This window comes from Accumulibacter sp. (assembly GCF_029255145.1).
GTDB lineage: Bacteria > Pseudomonadota > Gammaproteobacteria > Burkholderiales > Rhodocyclaceae > Accumulibacter.
Genome location: NZ_JAPUVQ010000016.1, coordinates 58,390 through 80,854, shown reverse-complemented (window position 1 = coordinate 80,854; position 22,465 = coordinate 58,390). Strand labels below are relative to the sequence as shown.

The window sequence follows — 22,465 nt, the reverse complement described above, 5'->3', positions numbered from 1 at the left end:
TGATCACCTACAACTACCGGCTCTACGACCGCTACCGCCGCCCGGTCGCCAGCCTCGCCGTGCTGGCCGACGAAAGCGACAACCGGACGCCGACCCACTTCGGCTACCGACTGTTCGGCTGCGAAGTCGGCATCCGCTTCCCGAGTGTCAAGATCCTCGACTACGCCGACCAGGCCGAAGCGCTCGAGGCCGATCCCAACCCCTTCGCCCTGGTCACCGCCGCGCATCTGTTCACGCGCAAGACAAGGGGCGACCCCGAACAGCGCCATGCGGCAAAATGGAGGCTGGCCAAGCTCCTCTACGAACGCCCCTGGGACAAGCAGCGCATCATCGACCTGTTCAGCGTCATCGACTGGCTGATGCGCCTGCCGACCGAACTCGAGAAGCGGCTGATGCAGGAGGTCTACACACTGGAAAGGAAGGTCACCATGCCCTACGTCACCTCTGCCGAACGCTTCGGCAAAAAAAAATGGATTGCAGCAAGGCAGGCAAGAAGGGGAGGCTGCGCTTCTGCAGAGCCAACTCGCGCGTCGCTTCGGCACTCTGCCTGACGCTGTCCGCACCCGGCTTACCAGCGCCACTGTCGATCAGCTCGAAAGCTGGGCGACCAAGGTGCTCGACGCCGAATCCCTGGACGGCGTCTTCGATCGGGATTTCGTACCCGATCCCCAGCGCGCCACAACGCCCCGCGCAACGACTGTGACGGAGGTGCAGTCGTCATTGCGAGCGCAGCGAAGCAATCCATGGGGTGCGCAGCGGTCGCCCGCAGCCAACAGGGCTTCGCGGGGGGTTGATCTTGGGGGGGTGTTGAACATGGGCGAAGGTCAACGAGACCGCCGCCAGCGAGGACTGCGAACCCCGTCGGAAGACGCGATCAGGCGCTGCTGTCCAGAGTTCGTGGCCTTCTATTTCCTGGTGGCCGACGCCGAAATCGGCCGGCAGCCAGCCTATCCCTTGCTCGAGCAACTTGCTAGTTGACGATCGAGACTGGATCCGGAGGTACTCACCGCGCTGTCTGACGTTCCGTTCCTGTCCCGCCGGATCTTGCCGTTTCCGACGCGGCGATCATCGGCCGCCACGCCAGCGCGACGTTGATGATCGCACGCACGGGAAAGCACCCGTTTCGCGAGTTCGAGCAAGCCGTCAAGCGCCTGAATCAGGCCGGGGTCAAGGTCAAGGGCTTCGTCTATCGCTAGGCCGACAGGGCCAGCGCTCATTTCTTGCCGTCGTCGATCCCCGGGCCGTCGCCCGCTGCCTGCTGGCCAGCGCGCCGCCGGCGCGCTTCGTAGAGACAGACGCCGGTGGCGACCGAGACGTTGAGGCTGGCGACCGATCCCAGCATCGGGATGTTCACCAGCTGATCGCAGGTCTCGCGCGTCAGTCGGCGCAGGCCGTCGCCTTCGGCGCCGAGTACCCAGGCACACGCCGTCGGCCACTGCGCACGGTAGAGATCATCTGGCGCATCGGCGTCGGTGCCGACGATCCAGATGCCGCGCTCCTTCATTTCGCGCAGGCTGCGGGCAAGATTGGTCACGGTGATATACGGCACCGTTTCGGCGGCGCCGCTGGCCACTTTCACCGCCGTTTGCGTCAGTCCGACCGCCCGGTCCTTGGGCGCGACGACCGCGTGTGCGCCGACGGCGTCGGCGACCCGCAGGCAGGCGCCGAGGTTGTGCGGGTCCTGGATGCCATCGAGCACCAGCAGCAAAGCCGGCTCGCCGAGCGTATCGAGAACGTCATCGAGCGTCACGTGGCGCTGCGTCGTGTCTACGGTGGCGATCACCCCCTGGTGCCTGGCGCCGGGCGCCATCGCTGCCAGGCGCGCCGCGTCGACCGGCAGCACGCGCACGGTGGCGAACTCGGCATGACGAACGAGGTCACGTACGCGCGCGTCGTGGCGACCGGCGTCGACGTAGATCTCGCGGATGGCGCCGGGGTCGTGGCGCAACTTGGCGAGGGTCGCGTGAAAACCGAAAATCAGGCGTGACTGCTGGGACATGAACAGGTGGCCGGTAGGGGGAGGCCGCGATTCTAACAGCTCGCCGCCGGCCTGTCGGTCTGCCCGGCAGCGTGCGCGCGCCGGCATGGCCGGGCAGCACGAGACGGCGCTGCAGCCGTCCTTCGGGCGGAAGCAGTCAGCTATTCTCTTGCGGCGATCGCTTCCAGGGTTCGCGAGCGCCAGTCGAGGACGGCCGTGCGGATGCGCATCTGTTCGCCCAGACGCGGAAACTCGGCGCGTATGACGTCGGCGGCGAAGGTCGACAGGAAGCGCGACTTGAGCTCGGCGCGTGCGCGGTCGACGCCGATTTCGTCGTAGGGTACCGATGCCAGCAGCAGAAATCCGTCGTTCGGGATCCGTCCGCGCTCCATGTTCGCTTCGATGATTGCCGCCGCCTTGCGGATCGGCACGTCGAGGTTGGGGCTGTAGGGGCCGATGATCAGCGCGATGTTCGGGGTGTGCAGGAAGTCGAAGCCGCGACCCAGGCAGATCATCCACTCGCGGTGCTCGATGTCGAGCAGGCGCTCGCCGACGCGAATCTGCGCGCGCACGCCCTCGATGTGTTCGAGGTTGCCGTAGAGCAGCGGCAACAGGTCGTCGCGCATCCGTTCCGGCATGTCCGGCAGCAGCGCGGCAAGGCGCAGCGGCAGAGTCGGCCGGTCGGCGGCGTTCAGCGTCGCGAGGTGCAGCTTGTCGCCGCCGGTGCCGTGGACGACCAGCGCGTCCTCGTCGGTTTCGAAGCCGCAGACCAGCGGGTAGACGGTGCCGTGATCGCTGCCGAAAATGTGTTCGACCTGGCGGCGGATCTCGTAGGTATGGGCGATCGCCGCGGCGGTGTCGTACGCGAAACCGGCACAACCACGCCGGGGGTCACCTTGCGAGTAGTGGTAGGTGACCAGGACGACGACGTGCCGGCCGGCGCTGACGACGCGCTGCATGTGGTGCGCGAGGACCTCGCCAAGGTGTGGCCAGCCGAGGTCGAAGATCCCGCCCAGGTTGCGAAAGGGCATCAGCAGGCCGACCGGCGTGTTGGTCGCGACCGGGATGTTGATCCGGCCGTCCATGCACTTGAGGACGGCGATCGCCGTCGGGTGCGCGGCCAGGTAGCGCTCGCGCGTCAGCCACGCTTCCGGGCTGCGAAAGATCGCCGCATGCCGGTCGGCCAGGCCGAACAGCCAGTCGATGCGCTCGCCGATCGGCTTGGCGTGGATGTCCATGACCAGACGCTCCCCAGAGTGACGACGTGGCCGCGCGCCGGCCGGGCGTTTCACCAGCCGGCGAGCCGGTGAACGAGCTGCAGTATCGTCGGCGCCGCGGCGCAGGTCAAACGCTGCGCTGGCGGCCGGCCAGTGTCCGGCGGCTGGCCGGTCCCGAACCGCTCAGATCAGCATGCCGGCGCCGACGGTGTTGTTCGACGACTCGTCGATGACGATGAACGCACCGGTGCCACGGCTTTCCGCGTAAGGGTCGGCGAAGATCGGCTGCGCCAGCTTGAAGCTGACGCGCGCGATGTCGTTCATCGTCAGCCGTTCGGCGGGCTGCTGTTCCATGCTGTTGATGTCCACCCGGAAGGCGATGCCGGCGAGCAGCGCCTTGCTGTCGCGCGTGGTATGGCGAATGAGGTACTTGCGGCGCGGGTCGAGCGGCGACTCCGAGAGCCAGCAGAGCATGGCGTCGATCTGTTTGCTGACCCTCGGCAATTCGCCGGTCTTGACGATCATGTCGCCGCGCGAGATGTCGATCTCGTCGGCGAGCAGGATGGTCACCGACTGTTCGGCGACGGCGTGCGGCAGCGATTCGCCGAGTACCTGGATGTCCCTGACCCGCGTTTCGAGCCCCGAGGGCAGCACCGTCACGGGGTCGCCGATCGTCAGTTCGCCGGACTCGACGCGGCCCATGAAGCCGCGATAGTCGTGCAGCTCGGGGTTGCCGGAATCCTGCGGGCGGCAGACGTATTGCACCGGGAAGCGGAACTTCTCGGCGTGCGCGCTGTGGACCGCCGGGGTGGTTTCGAGCAGCTCGAACAGCGTTGGCCCAGCGTACCAGTTCAGCCGCTCGCCGCGATCGACGATCATGTCGCCGAGCAGCGCCGACATCGGGATGAAGCGCACGTCTGCAATCCCCAGTTTGCCGGCAAAAGCCAGATACTCGGCCTTGATTCGTGCAAAGACTTCCGGCGAGTAGTCCACCAGGTCCATCTTGTTCACCGCCACGACGATCTGCGGAATCGCCAGCAGGTGCGCCAGGTACGAGTGCCGGCGGGTCTGCGCCAGCACGCCCTTGCGGGCGTCGATCAGGATGATCGCCAGGTCGGCAGTCGACGCCGCGGTGACCATATTGCGGGTGTATTGCTCGTGGCCCGGCGCGTCGGCGATGATGTACTTGCGCGTACCGGTAGTGAAGTAGCGGTAGGCGACGTCGATGGTGATTCCCTGTTCGCGTTCGGCCTGCAGGCCGTCGGTCAGCAGCGACAGGTCGAGTACGTCCAGGCCGCGTTTTTCCGAGGTCCGCTGCATCGCGTGCAGGGTGTCGGCGAGAATCGTCTTGCTGTCGAACAGCAGGCGGCCGATCAGCGTGCTCTTGCCGTCGTCGACGCTGCCGCAGGTCAGAAAGCGCAGCAGGCCGTTGTCGGGGACTGCTTCGAGGGGGAGTTGTTCGATCGCGGACATCAGAAATAGCCTTCCTTCTTGCGTTGTTCCATCGACGCGTCCGAGGTCTGGTCGTCGAGGCGGGTCGCGCCGCGTTCGGTGATCGTGGTGATCGCCGTTTCGGCGATGATCGCCGCGACGCTGTCGGCGTCGGACTCGACCGGCGCGGTGCAGGTGATGTCGCCGACGGTGCGAAAGCGGACCATCAGCTGCTCGACGGTGTCGCCGGCCCTGACTGGCGTCACCGCGGTGACCGGCAGCAGGCCGCCGGCGCGGCGCACGATCGGGCGGCGGTGGGCGAAGTAGATTGACGGCAGGGCCAGCTGCTCGCGCTCGATGTACTGCCAGACGTCGATCTCGGTCCAGTTCGAGATCGGGAAGACGCGCATGTTTTCGCCCTTGAAGCTGCGGGCGTTGTACAGGTCCCACAGTTCGGGTCGCTGGTTCTTCGGGTCCCACTGGCCGAATTCGTCGCGGAACGAAAAGATACGTTCCTTGGCGCGTGCCTTCTCCTCGTCGCGGCGCGCGCCGCCCAGGCAGGCGTCGAAACCGAATTCCTCGATCGCTTCGAGCAGGGTCACCGACTGGTGCTTGTTGCGCGGTTCGTCGGCCGACTTGAGGACCACCGTTCCGCGCGCCATCGAATCCTCGAGCGAGCGAACGATCAGCCGCTCGCCGAGTTCGGCGGCGCGCCGGTCGCGAAAATCGGTGACTTCCCGGTAGTTGTGGCCGGTGTCGATGTGCATCAGCGGGAACGGAAAGCGGCCCGGCCGGAAAGCCTTCTCGGCGATGCGCAGCATGCAGATCGAGTCCTTGCCGCCGGAGAACAGCAGCACCGGGTTGCTGCACTGGCCGGCGACCTCGCGCATGATGTGGATCGCCTCGGACTCAAGCCAGTCGAGGTGGGAAAGGGTGACGCTGGAGAGTGCTGCGGTGCTCATGATTGACCCGTGTGATTCGTGTAGTGATTCATGTCGTGTTTCGTTCGTCGATTAATCGTCCGGTTTTCAGGCGTGCCGGACGTGCAGGCCACATTCCTTCGATTCCGGATTTTCCCACCACCAGCGGCCGGAACGGACGTCTTCGCCCGGCGTTACCGGCCGGGTACACGGCGCGCAGCCGATGCTCGGGTAGAACTTGTCGTGCAGCGCGTTGTACGGCACCTGGTTGAGCTTGAGGTAGGCCCACACTTCGCGCTCGCTCCAGGCGCTGAGCGGGTTGAATTTTTCCAGACCGCGATCGCCGCTGCCGGCGTCGAAACTGCGGATCGGCAAGCCTTCGCGGGTCGCCGACTGCTGCGCACGCATGCCGGTGATCCAGGCCTTGCGGCCGGCCAGCGCGCGCTGCAGCGGTTCGACCTTGCGGATGTGGCAGCAGCCCTTGCGCAGTTCCACCGACTCGTAGAAGGCGTTGATGCCGTGCTCGCGGGTCCACGCTTCGAGTAGTTCGTGGCGCGGATAGTACAAGCGCAGCTTGAGGCCGTAGTGGCGCTGCAGCCTGGCGATCAGGTCGTAGGTTTCGACCGGCAGGCGACCGGTGTCGAGCGAGAAGATCTCGATGTCCAGGCGGTCGCGGACGATCAGATGGGTCAGCACCATGTCCTCGGCGCCGAGGCTGCTGGCAAAGGCCGCCGGCGAGAAGTCGTCGGCGATCTCGCGCAGCAGGCGGCGCGCCGCGTCGACCTTGGTGGCGACCGCGGTGAGCAGCGCCTGGTCGTCGAGATTGACGTGCACGCTCATGCCGCCTCCTGTGCGCCGCGCCGGCGGAAAAACGGTTGCGGCTGGTCGACCGCCGCCTGGTAGCTGTCGCTGAAGACGCGCAAGCCGGCCAGTGCCTGCTCAATGTCCTTGTCGGCGCGCAGCGCGAAGGCGTCGATGCCGCAGCGGCGCATGTAGAACAGCTGATCCTGCAGGACGTCGCCAAGCGCCCGGATTTCGCCCGTGTAGCGATAGCGCTCGCGCAGCAGGCGGGCGGTCGAGTAGCTGCGACCGTCGGTAAACTTCGGGAAATTGACGCCGATCACCGCCAGACGGTCGATGTCGTCGGCCAGTTTTTCGGGGCCCTGGTCGCTGTCCAGCCAGACGCCGAGTTGCCGGTGCGCGGCGACGACCTCGTCCCGGCGCGCCAGCCACACCGACAGCGGCAGCAGCACCGGTTCGGCGGGCAGGGCGACCGACGCGGGCGTTTCGCCTTCGGCGAGCGTCAGCACCTGCCAGTTGTCGTCGACGATCTGCTCGTTCCTGATGATCCTAGGCATTGACCACTTCCTTTTCTGTTGGCGCGACCTTGGCGGTACGGCGACGGTCGCGGCCGGCGTAGGCGCGGGCCTTGAACGGCTCGGCGCCGAGCCGCTGCCAGGTGTCGATGAAGCGCTCGCTGGCGGTTCGCTGTTCGAGATAGACCGTGATCAAGGCTTCGATGACCTCCGGCACTTCCTGCGCGTAGAACGACGGGCCGATCACCTTGCCGATCGCCGCGGCGTTGCCCTGCTGGCCGCCGACGGTGATCTGGTACCACTCCTCGTCGTTCTTGTCGACGCCGAGAATGCCGATGTTGGCGACGTGGTGGTGGCCGCAGGAGTTCATGCAGCCCGAGATGTTGAGCGAAATGTCGCCGATGTCGTACAGGTAGTCGAGGTTGTCGAACCGGTCGTGTACCGCCGCGGCGATCGGCAGCGAGCGGGCGTTGGCCAGCGCGCACAGGTCGCCGCCCGGGCAGCAGATCATGTCGGTCAGCAGACCGATGTTGGCCGTCGCCAGGCGGTGGCTGCGGGCGATTTGCCAGACTTCGTACAAATCGCGCTGTTCGACGTCGGCAAGCACCACGTTCTGCTCGTGGCTGACGCGCAGCTCGCCGAAGCTGAAGCGATCGGCGAGGTCGGCGACGGCGATCATCTGCTGCTCGGTGATGTCGCCGGGATTGACTCCAGGCGCCTTCAGCGACAGCGTCACGGCGGCGTAGCCCGGCGTCCTGTGGGCATGCACGCAACGCCTGACCCAGTTGGCGAAAGCCTTGTCGGTGTGCAGGCGCGCGGCATGCGCCGGGTCTTCAGCCGGCAGCGTCAGCCAGGCCGGTGGCGCGAAATGGTCGGCAAGGCGCGCGAACTCGGCGTCGGTGACCGTCGTCTCGCCGTCGCGCAGGTGCGCCCACTCGGCTTCGACCTGGCGCGCGAACTCCTCGGCGCCGAGCGCCTGCACGAGGATCTTGATGCGCGCCTTGTACATGTTGTCGCGGCGGCCGTAGCGGTTGTACAGCCGCAGGATGGCGTCGAGGTACGAGAGCAGATGCCGGCGTGGCAGGAAGTCGCGGATCGGCTTGCCGAGGATCGGCGTGCGCCCGAGGCCGCCACCGACGAAGACCCGGAAGCCGGTTTCGCCACGTTCGTCGCTGACCAGGTCGAGGCCGATGTCGTGCGCGCGGATCACCGCGCGATCCGCCGCCGCCGCATTGACCGCGATCTTGAACTTGCGCGGCAGGAATGCGAACTCGGGATGGAAGGTCGACCACTGGCGCAGCAGCTCGCAGTACGGGCGCGGGTCCTCCAGTTCGTCCGGGGCGACGCCGGCGAAGTGGTCGGTGGTGATGTTGCGGACGCAATTGCCCGAGGTCTGTACGGCGTGCATCTCGACGCTTGCCAGTTCGGCGAGGATCTCCGGCGTCTCCTCGAACTGCGGCCAGTTGAGCTGCATGTTCTGGCGCGTCGTGAAGTGTCCGACCGCGCGGTCGTAGCGGCGCGAGATCTCGGCCAGCTTGCGCAGCTGCGCCGACGAGAGCATCCCGTAGGGGATGGCGATGCGCAGCATCGGGCCGTGGCGCTGGATGTAGAGGCCGTTCTGCAGGCGCAGCGGACGCAGTTCGTCCTCCGAGAGTTCGCCGGCCAGATGGCGTGCGATCTGCCCGCGATACTGCTTGACGCGCTCGTCGATCAGTTGTTGGTCGGTACGGTCGTAGCGATACATGGGTCGCTCCTGTTATTGATGGATGAGGCTCTGGCTGCGCCGTGGCCGGGGTGGGGCCGTCGGCTCGCTACTGGGCGATCAGCTTGCCGCCGATCAAGACCAGCATGAACGCCAGGATCGGGCGGAGAATGCGGTCGGGAACCCTGGCCGAGGCATGGCTGCCGAGCCAGATCCCGGGCAGCGAACCGAGCAGCAGGCTGCCGAGCAGCGTCCAGTTGACGCTTCCGAGCAGCCAGTGTCCGAGGCCAGCGACCAACGTCAGCGGCACCGCGTGCGCGACGTCGCTGCCGATGATGCGGATCGTCGGCAGCCGCGGGTAAAGATAAAAGAGCACGGCGACACCGAGTGCCCCGGCGCCGACCGACGAGACGGTCACCAGGACGCCGAGCAGTGCGCCAAAAGCGATGGTGATCGGCGCCCGCAACTGCGTGTGCGCGCTGTCGCCGGCGTGCGCCAGCGCATGGTCCTGCAGCTTGTGGCGGAAAATGATCGAGCACGCGGTAAGCAGCAGGGCGACGCCCAGCGAGACCGACATGATGTGCGAGACCTCGGCGCTCTGCTTGGGCAGGAACGACAGCGCCCAGATCGTCAGCGCCGCCGCCGGGATGCTGCCGGTCGCCAGCAGCCGGGTGACGCGCCAGTCGACGTGCCCCTTTCGGGCGTGCACCACGGTGCCGCCGGCCTTGGTGATCGCCGCGTAGAGCAGGTCGGTGCCGACCGCCGTCGCCGGGTGGATGCCGAAGACCAGCACCAGCAGCGGCGTCATCAGCGAGCCGCCGCCAACGCCGGTAAGACCGACGATGGCGCCGACGACAAAACCCGACAAGGTGAACATCCAGTCCATGAGTGACACGCCACAGCGAAAAGGAGCGCGAATGGTAGCAGCCCCCGATTTGATCGAAAAAGAATATTCAGTTAGATTCTTATAACCAATGGCGATTAAGGGCGAGAATGAAACTCCAGCAACTGCGCTATCTCGTCGAAGTGGCGCGCCGCGGGCTCAATGTCTCGGACGCAGCGGCTGTGCTCTACACCTCGCAGCCGGGGATTTCCAAGCAAATCAAACTGCTCGAAGACGAACTCGGGGTGTCCGTTTTCGAGCGCAGCGGCAAACGCCTGACGGCGGTCACCGAGCCGGGCAGGGCGGTACTCGAAATCGCCGAGCGCATCCTGCGCGATGCCGAGAACATCCGGCGCGTCGGTGAGGAGTACGCCGGTGGCGACTCGGGCAGTCTGGTCATTGCCACCACGCACACGCAGGCGCGCTACGCCTTGCCCGGCGTGGTCAAGAACTTCGTCGACCGGCATCCCAGGGTCCGCCTGTCGCTGCGCCAGGGGCATCCGACGCAGATCGCCGAATGGGCGTTGAAAGGCGAGGCCGACATCGCCATCGCCACCGAAGCGCTCGACCAGTACCCGCAGCTCTTGATGCTGCCCTGCTACCAGTGGGTGCACTGCGTGATCGCCCCCGACGGGCATCCGATTCTCGGCGAGACCCGCTTGTCGCTGGCGGCCCTGGCGCGCTGGCCGTTGATCACCTACGACTCGGCGTTCGCCGGTCGCTCGCGGATCAACAAGGCATTCGAGCTGGCGCAAGTGACGCCCAACGTGGTGCTCACCGCCATCGACGCCGACGTCATCAAGACCTACGTCAGCCTCGGCCTGGGCCTCGGGATCATCGCCAGCATGGCCTTCGACCCGGCCCGCGACGCCGGCCTGCAGGCGCTGCCCGCCGAGCATCTCTTCGGCTCGAACACCACCCGCATCGGCCTGCGCCGCGGCAACCACATCCGTCGCTACGAATACGATTTCATCGAACTTTTTGCGCCGCAGCTGACCAGGAAAGCGGTTGACATGGCGATCGCCGGCGCACCACCGGGGGAGGAGTATCAGCTTTGAGCGGGCGTTGCCTGGCACCATGTCCTGGGCAGCGGCGATCCGCCGTGCGGGTCGATTGGCTGGCGGGGCTTCCGGAACAGAGCCGGACCTTCCCGCTGGAAGCACTTGACACCGTCTGCGCACCGGCTATAAACGCATCATGGCGTGCGCCGCATGCCGACACCGATGAGGAGATCCGGTCCGTGTCCAAGCAGCTGCTGATCTATGAATCCGCCGTGCCCGTGTCGACCACCCGCCACGCCGGGGCGTCCGTCGAGACGAACGACAGCTACGCCTTCTGCGCCGGCATCAATGCGGTGCCGCTGATGGCCATCGAGTTCCCGCGTGCGGCAGCCGAGTACGCGATCGTGTTCACCGCCCAGGGTGACGACCTGATGCCGGCGGCAGTGCTCGGCGTGCGCAACGAGCAGAATCTCTATCTGTCGGCCGATTTGCGCTGGAAGGCCGACTACATTCCGGCGTTCATCCGCCGCTACCCGTTCGTCTTCGCGTCCAGCGCCGACGGCAAGTCGCTGACGCTGTGCATTGACGAATCGCACCCCGGCTTCAACCGCGAAGGTCGTGGCAGCGCACTGTTCGGCGACGACGCCGAGCCGACGCCCTACGTGACCAAGGTGCTAGAGTTCCTGCAGGAGTACCAGGCGCATTTCGAGCGCACGCGCCTGTTCGGCAGCCACATCAAGGACTTGGGGCTGCTTGAGCCGATGCAGGCGACGGTCACGACGCCGAAGGGCGAGGCACTGTCGCTCGGCGGCTTCATGGTCGTCAGTCGCGACAAGCTGCGGGCGCTCGACGGCGAGACCTTGCAGCAGATGGCCAGGAACGACGAACTCGAACTGCTCTACGTGCACCTCGCTTCGCTGCGCAACTTCAACGAGGTCAAGGACCGGCTGCTCGGCACGCTCGCCGAGCAGCCTGCGGCAGAGGGGGCTGTTTGAGATCGCCGGGCGACTGCTCGCTGCCGACGATACGACCATCGATCGCGCCCTGGCGGGGGCTTTCGACTTGTTCGGCGGAACGAGCTCTGGCCGGGTGAAGGTCGGGACCATCGTTCCGGAGCGACTCGCGGTGCGTCTCGTCCGCTGGCTGCTATCCTCGTTTCTTGCCTTTGGGGTCTGCCGGGCCGACGTGCCGAACCCCGCGCAGGAATGCCGGCTGCGCAACGCCGCGATCTGCGAAGTGAACGGTGTGCGCCACGTCGTCGATGGGCCGTGCCCGGCAGCGGCGCGGACGATTCGACCGCCCGGCGACGAGCGCTGCGAAGGTGCGGAGCAAGGCCGCAGTCGCGGCGGATCGTTGCCCGCCGCGCGAACGGCAGTTGCCCAGGCGACGGAGTCCGGGTCGGCGTCCACGCCAACTCGGGATCTGGCCTGGGTCGGGCGCGTCGAGCGTTGGCTGTTGCCGCTGCTGCTGGCCGTCGGCGGTCTGCTGCTGTGCGGCCTGGCGCTGCTGCTCGTTCGCTGGCGACGCGCCTCTGGGCATGCGGGGAAAGCGCCTTCGAACCTTGGCCGTTGGCTGCTGCAGCTGGTCGTCGCGGCGGCTTGCGCAGTGCCTCTCGGCTACCTGGCGGCGCAGCTTGCCTTCCAGCGCGTTTTCTCGAGTGCCGACAATCACGATACCGCGCTGCCCTGGCTGCTGGCCGCGCCGCTGGCCGTCGTGGTGTTCACGCTGGTCACCGGCTTGGCCTTCGCGGTCGTCGCCTTGTTGCTCGGTTTGCTGCTCAAGGGACGGGACCGTCCAGGCGGACACCCGGACTCGCCCTGAGCAGGGGTGACGGCAAGGCGAGCTGTCACAGAGACAATCTGCAGCGCTTCGCCCCGTCGGTCGGGTGCCACGGATGCTCGCGCGGGATCGTAAGATCTGTCGGAAGGTCCTGAAATGGGCGCCCGCTGGCAGCGGCGGGACAAAGGCGAATCCCGCTTGAACGAGAGCAGGCAAATTCGTCCACCCTTGGGAATAAATGTTGCTTATAGTTACAGCGCTTCTCTCTTGACACCGGGGGATCGGCCTGTCGCTGTCGCCTTGTGCTTGTATGCCGTAATGTGAAATGGTTGGCGCAGGGGAGTGCCGTGCTGGGCCACAATTGCCGTAGGAGTGGCGTCGTATCGGCAGGCGTTGTGGCAGGCGGCAGGAGCGCGACGCGACGCCGCGTGCTGTTTTTTTTCGTGCCAGGTGGATAGCGGGAGAGAAGAATGGGATACCGGGACTTGGCTACCGAGACCAGGCTGCGGTCGCAAGACTGATGGATAGCAAAGCGCGCCAGGAAGTCTCCCCGTCGTCGACCCGCCGGTCGGCGCCCCGAAACCCCTTGCGGACGCGCCGCGGGCTGGCGTGGCTGGGCGAGTTTCTGGCCAAGGCATTCAGACGACCCGCAGTCGCTCTGCCTCCCACCGACGGGCGCCTGAGCTTCGAGGCGCTGGAGTCGCGCATTCTGCTCGACGCGACGCCGAGCATACCGGCGACCCAGATCGACGGGTCGATCGACGTTGCCGGCGAGACCGATCGCTACGGCTTCACGCTGAGCGAGACGGTTCGGGTGGTGTTCGACTCGCTGACCGACAATGCCAGCATGCGCTGGTCGCTCGAAGGACCGCGTGGCGCGGTGGTCAGCGATCGCGGCTTCAACGCTTCGGATTCCTACGAACTGAGCGGCAACGTCGCGCTCGACCTGGGGGCAGGCGACTACACGCTGAGCGTCGATGGCGTCGCCGACACCACCGGTGCGTACAGCTTCCGGCTGATCGACATTGCCCAGGCGCAAGAGCTGACGCTGGGCACGACGGTCAACGGGCAGCTCGACCCGGCCAACGAGACCGACGCTTACCGCTTCAGCGTCGCCGCCGGCCAGCGCTTCTTCATCGACCGCTTTGCAAATGCCGGCGATATCTACTGGCGGCTGATCGACCCCTACGGCCGCACGGTGGTCAATCGCACGCACATGAACAATGACCTGGGCGAGTTGACGCTTACCGTCGACGGCAGCTACACGCTGCTGATCGAGGGGCGCGCCTACACTGCCGGGGCCGCTGCCTACAGCTTCAACGTCGCCCTGCTCGACGACCCCGTGCCGCAGCCGATGGCCCTGGGTGCCGTGGTCGCCGGCCGCATCGCGCAAGCGGGGCAGCGCGACATCCACAGCTTCGTGCTGGCCGCCGATACCCGAGTCGTCTTCGATTCGCTGACCTCCGACTACAACATGCTGTGGTCGCTCAGCGGCCCCAACGGCACGGTCGTTGCCGATCGCCGTTTCCAGTCTTCCGACTCGTACGAGCTCGGTGGCAACAACGGCCTCCTGCTGCGTGCCGGCAGCTACACGCTGACCGTCGACGGCGAGGGCGACCGCATCGGTGACTACGCCTTCCGCCTCCTCGATCTGGCCGCCGCGCAGGAGATCGCGGTGAACACAACGGTCACCGGCACGCTCGGTGACGCCGGCGCCAGCGCGGCGCAGACGCACCACAGTCCCGGCGCACCGCTGACCGACGCCGGCGCCGACAACCGCGCGCTGGCCGTTGCCGGCGGCAACTGCTACGTCGCGGTGGCCGACGCGGCGAGCCTCAGGCCGGCCCAACTGACGGTCGAAGCCTGGGTGTACAAGGATCCTGCCTTGCCCAACTGGGGCGGGGTGCTGATGAAGAGCAGCGACAGCAGCTGGTCGGACGGTTACGGGCTGAGCAACTACACCGACGGCCGTATCCATTTCTTCGTCAACAACTACTCGGCCAATGAAGTCAGCGCGGATCTGGCCGACAATACCTGGACGCACGTCGCCGGCACCTACGACGGCAGTACGCTCAAGTTGTACGTGAACGGCGTCCTGGCGGCGAGCAAGGATTACGTGGCGACGATCAACCATTCGACGCAGCCCTTGCGGATCGGCGCCGGAGCCGCTGGCAGCTACCCCTGGCGCGGGCAGATCGACGAAGTCCGCGTCTGGGGCGTCGCGCGCAGCGCGCAGGAAATCGCCACGCACTATCAGCAGGGTCTGCAAGGCAACGAGGCCGCGCTGGCCGGCTACTGGCGGATGAACGACGCTGGCAGCACCTTTGCCGACAGCTCGGCGCTGGCCAACGACGGCACGCTGACCAACCCCCCCGCCAGGGAGACCCGGCTGTACAGGTTCTCGGCCGTCGCCGGCGAGAGCTTCTTCTTTGACAGTCAGGGACTGTCCGGCGAAAGCGTCTCGCTGCGCCTTTTCGACCCCAAGGGGGGCCTGGTTTACGGGCCGCAGTCGTTTACCAGCGACGTCGACGTATTCACCGCGGCCGACGGCGGCGATTACGTGCTGGCGCTGGAAGGCCGCATCTTCAACGCCAATTCCAGCAACTTCCAGTTTACGGTGCAGCGCGTCGTCGACAGCAGCGCGCCGCTGGCACTCGATACCCGGGTCGACGGCAATCTTGACCACCCCGGCCAGCGCCGTTCCTACACCTTCACGCTGGCTGCGCCGGCGCAGCTGCTGTTCGACTCGCTGACCTACAACAACAATTTCAACTGGAGCCTGGTCGGGCCGCGTGGCAGCGAGGTCGCCGGGCGCAGTTTCGTGTACTCGGATTCGGCCGAATACGGTGGCAATCCGGTGCTGGATCTGGCCGCCGGGGCCTATACCCTGACCGTCGATGGCACTCTCGACACCACTGGCGCCTACGCCTTCCGCCTGCTCAACCTGGCGACGGCGAGCAGCGGCGTCGCTTACGACAGCGAGGTCAGCGACACGCTCAGTCCGGGTGGCATGACCCGGGTCTACAAGTTCACCGCCACGGCGGGCGACCAGGTGGTGTTCGACCGCGTCGCCTTGAATGGCGGCAGCCCGTACTGGCGTCTGCTCGACGAGACCGGTTTTCAGGTCTTCGGGCCGGAGTCCTTCGCTGACCGGCCAGTCACCGGTTTGCGTCTCGGCGGCACTTACTACCTGCTGGTCGAGGGCCGCAGCTGGGAAACCGACGACGTCGCCTACGGCTTCAAGCTCGCTTATCAGGGCAATGTACCGGTCCCCGCGTTGACCGGGACGGCGATCACGCTGGGTGCGACAGTTACCGGCACGCTGAGCGCCGCCGGCGAGGTGGACGATTACCTGTTGGACCTGACGGGTCCGACGCAGCTCTACTTCGACAGCTTTGCGCCGAACAACGACGGCAGTTTTCAATGGTCGCTGGTCGGCCCGCGCGGTACCGAGGTCGCCGATCGCAGCACTTACTACTCGGAGTCGTACGAGTTTGGCAGCGGCAACCCGGTGGTCGACGTGCCGCTGGCCGGCAGGTATCAGATCCGTATCCACGGTGCCGCCAATACCACCGGCAACTACAGCTTCCGCGTCCTCAAGCTGGCCGACGGCACGACGGTGACGCCCGGAACGCCGGTCAGCAGCAGCCTCGATCCGGCCAACGAAACCGACGTCTACCGTTTCACCGCCAACGCCGGCGACCGCGTTTTCTTCGACCGGCAGACGTTCAGCCCGGCCTACTCGGGCTGGGTCAGCTGGCGATTCCTCGATCCCTACGGTCGCCAGGTCTGGGGTCCGGCCAATTTCAACGACGACGTCGACGTCAGCACGCTGGAGTTTGCCGGCGTCTATACGCTATTGATCGAGGGGCGGATCTGGAGCACGGGTTCGGTCGCCCGCTTCGATTACGGCTTCAATGTCCAGCCGGCTGTCGATGACCCGGCCAGCGCGCTGACCATCGGCGAGACGGTCAACGGCAACATCGCGGATGCCGGTCAGCAGGCTGTTTACACCTTCTCGCTGGCCGACGAGACGCTGCTCTACTTCGACAGCCTGAGCAACAGCAACGTCGCCTGGACCTTGCGCGGCCCGGACGGCTACCTCCTGAGTCGCAATCTGCAGAACTCGGACTCGTACGAACTGGGCCAGAGCAACCCGCTGCTGCGGCTGGCCGCGGGCGATTACACACTGACCCTCGACGGCAGCGGCGACACCACCGGCGATTACAGCTTTCGCCTGGTCGACGTGGCCAGCGAAGCCGCCGGATTGATCGCTGGCACGGCGGTCAGCGACAGCCTGAGCAGCGCCCGCGTCACCGACTTCTACAGGTTCGACGTTGTCGCCGGCGAGCGTTACTACTTTGACCGGATCAGCTACGGCGACTACTACAACACCACCTATCGCCTGATCGATCCGCAGGGCAATCAGGTCTGGGGCGGCGGCTACGTCTGGCCCGAAGACCAGGAGATGAGTGCCTTCACGCTGTCCGGCACGTATTACCTGCTGGTCGAAGGCCGGGTCGGCAACGGCGCGCCGGCCAATGCCTACAGTTTCAACATGCAGCGGGTCGTCGACATCAGCGACAGCCTGACGCTGGGCCAGGCGGTGAGTGGCAGCTTCGGTGCGCCGGGGCAGCGCGCCAGCTACCGCTTCACGCTCGCCGACGCGCGCCAGTTGTTGTTCGACGGCCTGTCGCCGAACAACGCCAATCCGGATATCTACTGGACGCTGACCGGGCCGCGTGGCACCGAGATCAGCAACCGCCGTTTCTACGGTTCCGAGTCGTACGAACTGGGCACCGCCAGCCCCTTGCTCGATCTCGTCGCCGGCGACTATACGCTGACGCTCGATCCGCAGGGCGATCAAACCGGCGAGTTCAGCTTCAGGATGCTCGACGTCGCCGCCGCGACCGCGTTTGCCAGCAACAGCGTGGTCAGCGGCCAGCTCGACCCGGCCAACGAGACCGACGTCTACACCTTCAACGCCACGGCCGGTACGCGCTACGCCATCGATCGCCAGAACCTCAGCGGCGGCGTCGGCGCCGATTGGCTGACCTGGCGCCTGTTCGATCCCTACGGTCGCCAGGTTTTCGGTCCCACCAGCCTGAACGACGTCGACGTCTTCACGCTCGGCGAAAGTGGCGCCTACACGCTGATCGTCGAAGGCCGCATCTGGGATACGCAGTACAGCGCCAATGTGGACTACAGCTTCAAGCTGCTGGAGATAACCGACGACTTCGTCGATATCGTTCCCGGCGTCAGCCATGGCGTCGACCAGTTCGGCAGCAGCGGACCGATTGACGGCGCGCTGAATCTCGATGGCCTGCGCTACGCCCAGGTCGCCGACACCGGCGACCTCGACCTGACCGGCTCGCTGACTCTCGAAGCCTGGTTCAGGGTCGACGCGTATGCCAGCACCTGGCAGGCGCTGTTCTACAAGGGCAACGGCAACAGCAACCAGCGGACCTACACGCTGTGGCTGAATTCGGCGGGCTACCTGCACCTGTCGACCGGCAACAACGCCAACAACAACATCAGCACTGCCGCCGGCAGTGTCGTCACCGGCCAGTGGCACCACGTCGCGGTGGTGCTCGACCGCGACAGTGCGACCGGTGTGATGAAGATTTACCTCGACGGCGTCGAGGCCGCCAGCGGCGCTCTGTCGACGACCGCTGCGAGTGCCAATGGCAATCCGCTGCTGATCGGCAGTAACCTGGAAGGCTATCCCGTGCTGCAGGGCGCGGTCGACGACGTCCGGTTGTGGAACAGCGTGCGCGGCGCGCAGCAGATCGCCGCCAACAAGGACCACGCCCTGGTCGGTAATGAAGCCGGGCTGCTGATGTACCTGAAAGCCGACGAGACCAGCGGCGCGACGCTCGCCGACGGCAGCGGTCGCGGCAATGCCGGGCAGATCATCCATCCGTGGGCGAGTACGCCGGGCGTCGTCACCGGTCGCATCGACTTCGGTCAGCAGGACTACTACCGGTTCACGCTCGGCGAAAGCACGCGTCTCTATTTCGACTCGCTGACCGACAACAACACGCTGCGCTGGTACTTGAGCGGGCCGCGCGGCACGCTGGTTGCCGATCGCCCGTTCCAGAGCAGCGATTCGCAGAACGGATTGAGCGTCTTCGATCTGGTGGCCGGCGACTACACCTTGCGGGTAGACGGTGTCGGTGACAGCACCGGCGAGTATGGCTTCCGGCTGGTCGACCTGGCGGGTGCCCAAGCGTTGGCTCTCGATACCATCGTCAACGGTCAGCTGACGCCGGCCAACCGGACCGACGCCTACCAATTCAGCGCCAATGCCGGCGACCGGCTGTACTTCGACGTCACCGCCAACAGCGGCGGCGTACCCTTCTGGCGCCTGCTGGACCCCTGGGGCCGCACACTGTGGGGCCCGAACTACCTGCCCAATGACGACGTTCAGTTGCAGACCATGCCCTTTGCCGGTGTCTACACGCTGCTCGTCGAGGGGCGCCGCGACGCCGGTGCCGGCAGTTCCAGCTATGGCTTGCGCGTCGGCACGGTGGTCGACCAGACGGTAGCCATTGCGCCGGGGGTCGCCTCGGGAATGGCGGCGAACTGGCCAGGCGGGCGGCTTGCGGGTGGCATCGATCTCAACGGTTTCCAGTACCTGGAGGTGGGCAACAGCAGCAGCATCGACCTGACCGGCAGCCTCACCGTCGAAGCCTGGATCAAGCTCGATCAGTTCACCAACACCTGGCAGCCGATCTTCTACAAGGGCGACGCCAGCAGCGACTGGAGGCGGCGAAGCTACTCGATGTGGCTTAACAGCGACGGCTCGCTGCTCTTCGGCTCCGATACGCGCTACACCAGCACCGCCGCCGGCCTGGTCCAGGCCGGCGTATGGACGCATGTCGCCGGGACCATCGACCGCGCCAGCGGCAGTCTGCGGATCTACGTCAACGGCGACCAGGCGGCCGGCCGCGACGGCATCGGGACGACGCCATCGACCGCCTACGACCAGCCGCTGCTGGTCGGCGGCGGGCGCTACGAATCTTCCGACAGCAACCTCTTTGCCGGCGCGCTGGACGAGGTGCGAGTCTGGAACGTGGCGCGCACCCAGGCGCAGATCCAGGCCACCAGGGACACGCCGCTGAACGGCAACGAGGCCGGCCTGGTGCTCTACCTGAACGCCGACGAGGGCAGCGGCGAGACCCTCGGCGACCTTTCCGGCGGCGCCAATCCGGCGCAGCTGAAGGCGCTCGCCGACGGCATCGTCCTCGGCCGCATCGATCAGCCCGGGCAGGTCGTGAACCACAGCTTCAGCCTTGCCGCACCGGCGCTGCTGTACTTCGATTCACTGAGCAGCAGCTCCGACATGCGCTGGTCGCTGTCCGGCCCGAGTGGCCTGGTGGTCTCCGACCGCGCGTTCAGCCAGAGCGATTCACAAGACGGATCGTCGTTCTACAATCTGGCCGCGGGCGACTACACGCTGACCGTAGACCCGCGGGGCGATAGCACCGGAGCATTCGCCTTCCGCCTGCTCGACCTGAGCGACGCCGATGTCCTGACCCCGGGTACGGCGGTTGCGGGTGGACTCAACCCGGGTCGGCGAACCGACGCCTATCGCTTCGACGTCAGCACGCCCGGTCAGCGCTGGTTCTTCGACGCGATCAGCCGCAGCGGTGCCGACGCCTACTGGCGCCTGCTCGACCCGTGGGGGGCGACGGTATTCGGCCCGAGCGCGGTCAACAACCCGAACAGCAACGACGTCGAGACGACGCTTCCTTACCCCGGCACCTACACGCTGCTGATCGAGGGACGCAATTACTGGGGAGGCAGCCATTCGTCGTACACGCTCAAGGTCCAGCCGGCCAACGACGGTGCCAGCGCCATCGCGCTCGACTCCGACGTTGTCGGCAGCATCGCCAACGTCGGCCAGCGGCGGTCCCACACCTTCAGCCTGAGCAGCGACAAGGTCGTCTATTTCGATTCGCGGACCAACGACGCCAACCTCAACTGGTCGCTGAGCGGGCCACGCGGCAACGTCGTTGGCAGCCGAGCCTTCAACCAATCCGACTCGGCCGACCTGGCTGGCAGCCCGGTCCTCGATCTGGTCGCCGGCGATTACACGCTGGTCGTCGACGGCGTCGGCGACGCTACCGGCGCTTTCGAGTTCCGGCTGATGGACCTGTCCGCGGCCAGTGCCATCGCCGTTGGCGCCGAGGTCAGCGGCAGCCTGCAGCCCGGCAGCAGGACGCAGCTCTACCGCTTTTCCGCCAGCGCCCGCGACCGCCTGGCTTTCGAGATGATCAGCGAGAGCCGCGACAGCGCCTTCTGGCGCCTGATCGACCCCTATTCGGGGCTCGTTTTCGGGCCGAGCAACTTCGCCGACACCGGCGCGGTCACCATACCCTTCACCGGCACCTACTATCTGCTGCTCGAAGGGCGGGTCAGCGAGACCAACGCCCTCGACTACAGCTTCCGGATAGCCGACACCGCGCTGCCCGACAGCGGCGGTCACAGCAGCCAGGATTTCGACGCCGCCGGCCTGCCGTGGGCGCCGGCCAGTTTCAGCAACTCGGCGCCGGCGGTGGTCGCCGGTGGTCCGTCGGGCAACTTCCTGCGCCTGTTGCCCGGCAGCGTGACGGGTTACAACACGATCGCTTTCAACAATGCCGGCGCCGGTGTGATTCCGGCGACGGTAACGGTCGACTTCGACTTCCGGATCGGCAAGGTCAGCAATCAGGGCGATGGCATCGGCTTCGCCTGGTTGAACTCAGACGTCTGGGGCAACAGTGGCCCGGCACCGCAGTTCGGCGAAGAGGTCAACCTGGCCGGCAGCTTCGGCGTCGGCTTCGACCCGGTCAACAACGGCGAGGTCAGCGACAACCACGTCTCGCTGCATTTCGACGGTCGCAAGTACGCCGAATTCAACGTCGCCGGTTTCCGCCTCGACAGCGGCGATTTCCAGCACGCGCGTGTCGTCATGACGGCGGTCGCCGGCGGCAGCAAGGTCTCGGTATTCCTGACCCCTGCCGGTGGTAGTGAAGTGGCGGTCGTCGAGGACTACTTCATCGGCGCCATGCAGGCCTACGACGGCCGGATGGCCTTCGGCGCGCGCAACGGCGGCTGGCGCGCCGATAACGACCTCGACAACATCGGCGTCGCGGTGGTCGCCGGCAGCGCCGAGGATCTGCCGGTCCTGACCCTCGGTACCGCGCCGGTGAGCGGTACGCTTTCCGCCAGCGGCGAAGTCGACCGCTACCGCTTCACGCTTGCCGGCGATACGCGCGCCTATTTCGATTCACTGACCAACAACAGCAGCCTGCAGTGGACCCTGACCGGGCCGCGCGGAACGGTCGTTGCCGGGCGCAGCTTTACCGCTTCGGACGGCTACCAGGGACTGTCGCTGATGGACCTGGTGGCCGGCGACTACGTACTCTCCGTTTTCGGCAGCACCGGCGCGTACGGCTTCAAGCTGATGGACATGGATCAGGGCGAGGTGCTGACGCCGGATACCGACACCAGCGGCACTCTCAGCCCCGGCAACGAGACCGACATCTACCGCTTCGACGCGCTCGCCGGCGAGCGCTTCTACCTCGACCGGGTCAGTTTCAGTGGCGGTTACTACACCGACTGGCGGCTGATCGACCCCTTCGGACGCCCGGTGTGGGGCCCGACGCACATGTACTACGACGACGTGGACCTGACGACGCTGCAGTACACCGGAACCTACTACCTGCTGCTCGAAGGTCGCTATCACGAGGCTACGGCGTCGAACTACACGATCAACGCGCGCAGGATCGACGCTGGCGCCAGCACGCCGATCGCCGTCGGCGAGCGCGTCGACGCAGACCTGAGCAAGCCGGGCGAGGTCTACAGCTTCGACTTCGAGGTCGCCGGCAGCGAGTCGAAGCGTGTCTACTTCGACGTTCTGAGCAACACCACCAGCCTCAACTGGACGCTGAGCGGGCCGCGCGGCACGGTCGTTTCCGGACGTGCGTTCGCCGCCAGCGACGCCGCCAACGGGCGCTCGATCATCGATCTGGCGCCGGGCAGCTACACCTTGATCGTCGATGGCAGCGGTGACACCACCGGCGCTTACGCCTTCCGCCTGCTCGACCTGGCGGCGGGCACGCAGATCGTTCCCGGTACGCCGTTGGTCGACCGGACGCTGGCGCCCGGCAAGGCCACCGACGTCTACTGGTTCGACGCCGTCGCCGGTGAGCGCTTCTACTTCGACCGGGTCGACTTCAGCGGTGGCTACT

General features: G+C 66.3%; 14 protein-coding genes (1 of these 14 cut by a window edge). 6 read left to right on the top strand and 8 right to left on the bottom strand.

Features of this window, described 5'->3' with window-relative positions; translation table 11 throughout:
* Window positions 1–59 precede the first annotated feature (59 nt).
* Both Q1L50_RS19975 and Q1L50_RS19970 read left to right on the top strand, forming a co-directional pair.
* Window positions 60–551: a hypothetical protein gene (locus Q1L50_RS19975; RefSeq protein ID WP_366145200.1), complete on the top strand. Its 492-nt coding sequence runs from the start codon at window positions 60–62 to the stop codon at window positions 549–551.
* On the top strand, window positions 475–978 hold the full coding sequence (locus Q1L50_RS19970; protein WP_366145199.1) for a DUF4351 domain-containing protein: 504 nt from the start codon (window positions 475–477) through the stop codon (window positions 976–978). Before Q1L50_RS19975 ends, Q1L50_RS19970 begins: the two co-directional genes overlap by 77 nt.
* Before the next feature lie 235 nt (window positions 979–1,213).
* On the opposite strand, the gene rlmB is transcribed toward Q1L50_RS19970, so the two are convergent.
* The 8 genes from rlmB to Q1L50_RS01400 all read right to left on the bottom strand — a co-directional run bounded on the left by rlmB (window position 1,214) and on the right by Q1L50_RS01400 (window position 9,450).
* Window positions 1,214–1,999 carry a 23S rRNA (guanosine(2251)-2'-O)-methyltransferase RlmB gene (gene rlmB / locus Q1L50_RS01435; RefSeq protein WP_300335362.1) on the bottom strand — a complete coding sequence of 262 codons (786 nt, stop codon included), beginning with the start codon at window positions 1,997–1,999 and terminating at the stop codon, window positions 1,214–1,216.
* Window positions 2,000–2,139: 140 nt separating this feature from the next.
* Window positions 2,140–3,216, bottom strand: a complete 1,077-nt coding sequence (locus Q1L50_RS01430; RefSeq protein ID WP_300335361.1) for a carboxysome shell carbonic anhydrase domain-containg protein — start codon at window positions 3,214–3,216, stop codon at window positions 2,140–2,142.
* Window positions 3,217–3,378: 162 nt separating this feature from the next.
* Window positions 3,379–4,668: a GTP-binding protein gene (locus Q1L50_RS01425; RefSeq protein ID WP_300335360.1), complete on the bottom strand. Its 1,290-nt coding sequence runs from the start codon at window positions 4,666–4,668 to the stop codon at window positions 3,379–3,381.
* Window positions 4,668–5,588 carry a sulfate adenylyltransferase subunit CysD gene (gene cysD, locus Q1L50_RS01420; protein WP_300335359.1) on the bottom strand — a complete coding sequence of 307 codons (921 nt, stop codon included), beginning with the start codon at window positions 5,586–5,588 and terminating at the stop codon, window positions 4,668–4,670. Before cysD ends, Q1L50_RS01425 begins: the two co-directional genes overlap by 1 nt.
* A gap of 66 nt (window positions 5,589–5,654) precedes the next feature.
* Window positions 5,655–6,386: a phosphoadenylyl-sulfate reductase gene (locus Q1L50_RS01415; RefSeq protein ID WP_300335358.1), complete on the bottom strand. Its 732-nt coding sequence runs from the start codon at window positions 6,384–6,386 to the stop codon at window positions 5,655–5,657.
* Entirely contained in the window at window positions 6,383–6,904 is a 522-nt protein-coding gene (locus Q1L50_RS01410) for a DUF934 domain-containing protein (RefSeq protein ID WP_300335357.1), read from the bottom strand. The genes Q1L50_RS01415 and Q1L50_RS01410 overlap by 4 nt, the downstream gene beginning before the upstream one ends.
* Window positions 6,897–8,606: a nitrite/sulfite reductase gene (locus Q1L50_RS01405; RefSeq protein WP_300335355.1), complete on the bottom strand. Its 1,710-nt coding sequence runs from the start codon at window positions 8,604–8,606 to the stop codon at window positions 6,897–6,899. Before Q1L50_RS01405 ends, Q1L50_RS01410 begins: the two co-directional genes overlap by 8 nt.
* Window positions 8,607–8,673: 67 nt before the next feature.
* A complete protein-coding gene (locus tag Q1L50_RS01400) occupies window positions 8,674–9,450 on the bottom strand; it encodes a sulfite exporter TauE/SafE family protein (RefSeq protein WP_300335353.1) in 777 nt (258 codons plus the stop codon).
* A gap of 107 nt (window positions 9,451–9,557) precedes the next feature.
* Between Q1L50_RS01400 and Q1L50_RS01395 the strand changes: the two genes are divergently transcribed.
* The 4 genes from Q1L50_RS01395 to Q1L50_RS01380 form a co-directional block, all read left to right on the top strand.
* Window positions 9,558–10,505 (top strand): CysB family HTH-type transcriptional regulator, encoded by a 948-nt coding sequence (locus tag Q1L50_RS01395; protein WP_300335351.1) that lies wholly within the window; start codon window positions 9,558–9,560, stop codon window positions 10,503–10,505.
* 182 nt (window positions 10,506–10,687) lie between these two features.
* Window positions 10,688–11,443 (top strand): SapC family protein, encoded by a 756-nt coding sequence (locus Q1L50_RS01390; RefSeq protein ID WP_300335349.1) that lies wholly within the window; start codon window positions 10,688–10,690, stop codon window positions 11,441–11,443.
* A 94-nt stretch (window positions 11,444–11,537) separates the two neighbouring features.
* Entirely contained in the window at window positions 11,538–12,269 is a 732-nt protein-coding gene (locus Q1L50_RS01385) for a hypothetical protein (protein ID WP_300335348.1), read from the top strand.
* 478 nt (window positions 12,270–12,747) lie between these two features.
* On the top strand, window positions 12,748–22,465 hold the beginning of the coding sequence (locus Q1L50_RS01380; protein ID WP_300335346.1) for a CARDB domain-containing protein. Its footprint extends 26,747 nt past the window's final position; only the first 9,718 of its 36,465 coding nucleotides appear in the window; it begins with the start codon at window positions 12,748–12,750; the stop codon falls past the right edge of the window.

Excerpts from the sequence above, each read along its gene's own strand:
- cysD (WP_300335359.1), bottom strand. The coding sequence starts at position 5,588 with ATGAGCACCGCAGCACTCTCCAGCGTCACCCTTTCCCACCTCGACTGG.
- Q1L50_RS01415 (WP_300335358.1), bottom strand. The coding sequence starts at position 6,386 with ATGAGCGTGCACGTCAATCTCGACGACCAGGCGCTGCTCACCGCGGTC.
- Q1L50_RS01430 (WP_300335361.1), bottom strand. The coding sequence starts at position 3,216 with ATGGACATCCACGCCAAGCCGATCGGCGAGCGCATCGACTGGCTGTTC.
- Q1L50_RS01425 (WP_300335360.1), bottom strand. The coding sequence starts at position 4,668 with ATGTCCGCGATCGAACAACTCCCCCTCGAAGCAGTCCCCGACAACGGC.
- Q1L50_RS01400 (WP_300335353.1), bottom strand. The coding sequence starts at position 9,450 with ATGGACTGGATGTTCACCTTGTCGGGTTTTGTCGTCGGCGCCATCGTC.
- Q1L50_RS01410 (WP_300335357.1), bottom strand. The coding sequence starts at position 6,904 with ATGCCTAGGATCATCAGGAACGAGCAGATCGTCGACGACAACTGGCAG.
- rlmB (WP_300335362.1), bottom strand. The coding sequence starts at position 1,999 with ATGTCCCAGCAGTCACGCCTGATTTTCGGTTTTCACGCGACCCTCGCC.
- Q1L50_RS01405 (WP_300335355.1), bottom strand. The coding sequence starts at position 8,606 with ATGTATCGCTACGACCGTACCGACCAACAACTGATCGACGAGCGCGTC.
- Q1L50_RS01395 (WP_300335351.1), top strand. The coding sequence starts at position 9,558 with ATGAAACTCCAGCAACTGCGCTATCTCGTCGAAGTGGCGCGCCGCGGG.